Origin of the sequence: Acinetobacter sp. S4400-12 (genome assembly GCF_024129495.1) — a bacterium.
Classification (GTDB): Bacteria; Pseudomonadota; Gammaproteobacteria; order Pseudomonadales; family Moraxellaceae; genus Acinetobacter; species Acinetobacter lwoffii_C.
Genome location: NZ_JAMXYB010000127.1, coordinates 1 through 219 on the forward strand (window position 1 = coordinate 1; position 219 = coordinate 219).

Sequence of the window (219 nt, forward strand, 5' to 3'; positions counted from 1 at the left end):
TCTAAATGATAAGCTGGGGACTTAGCTTAGTTGGTAGAGCGCCTGCTTTGCACGCAGGAGGTCAGGAGTTCGACTCTCCTAGTCTCCACCATAGATTATAGAGCTTAGTAAGTTTATACTTGTTAACCTCTGTGATTTATCACAGTTTCTAGACCTGACGAAGGCTAGAAAAATCATTAACAGCATATATTTGAGTTGAAATAATTTGTTCATACTCAT

General features: G+C 38.8%; 1 tRNA gene. It reads left to right on the forward strand.

From position 1 onward, the window contains the following. Window positions 1-15: 15 nt before the first annotated feature. Window positions 16-91, forward strand: a tRNA-Ala gene (locus NI461_RS14190). Window positions 92-219 lie beyond the last annotated feature (128 nt).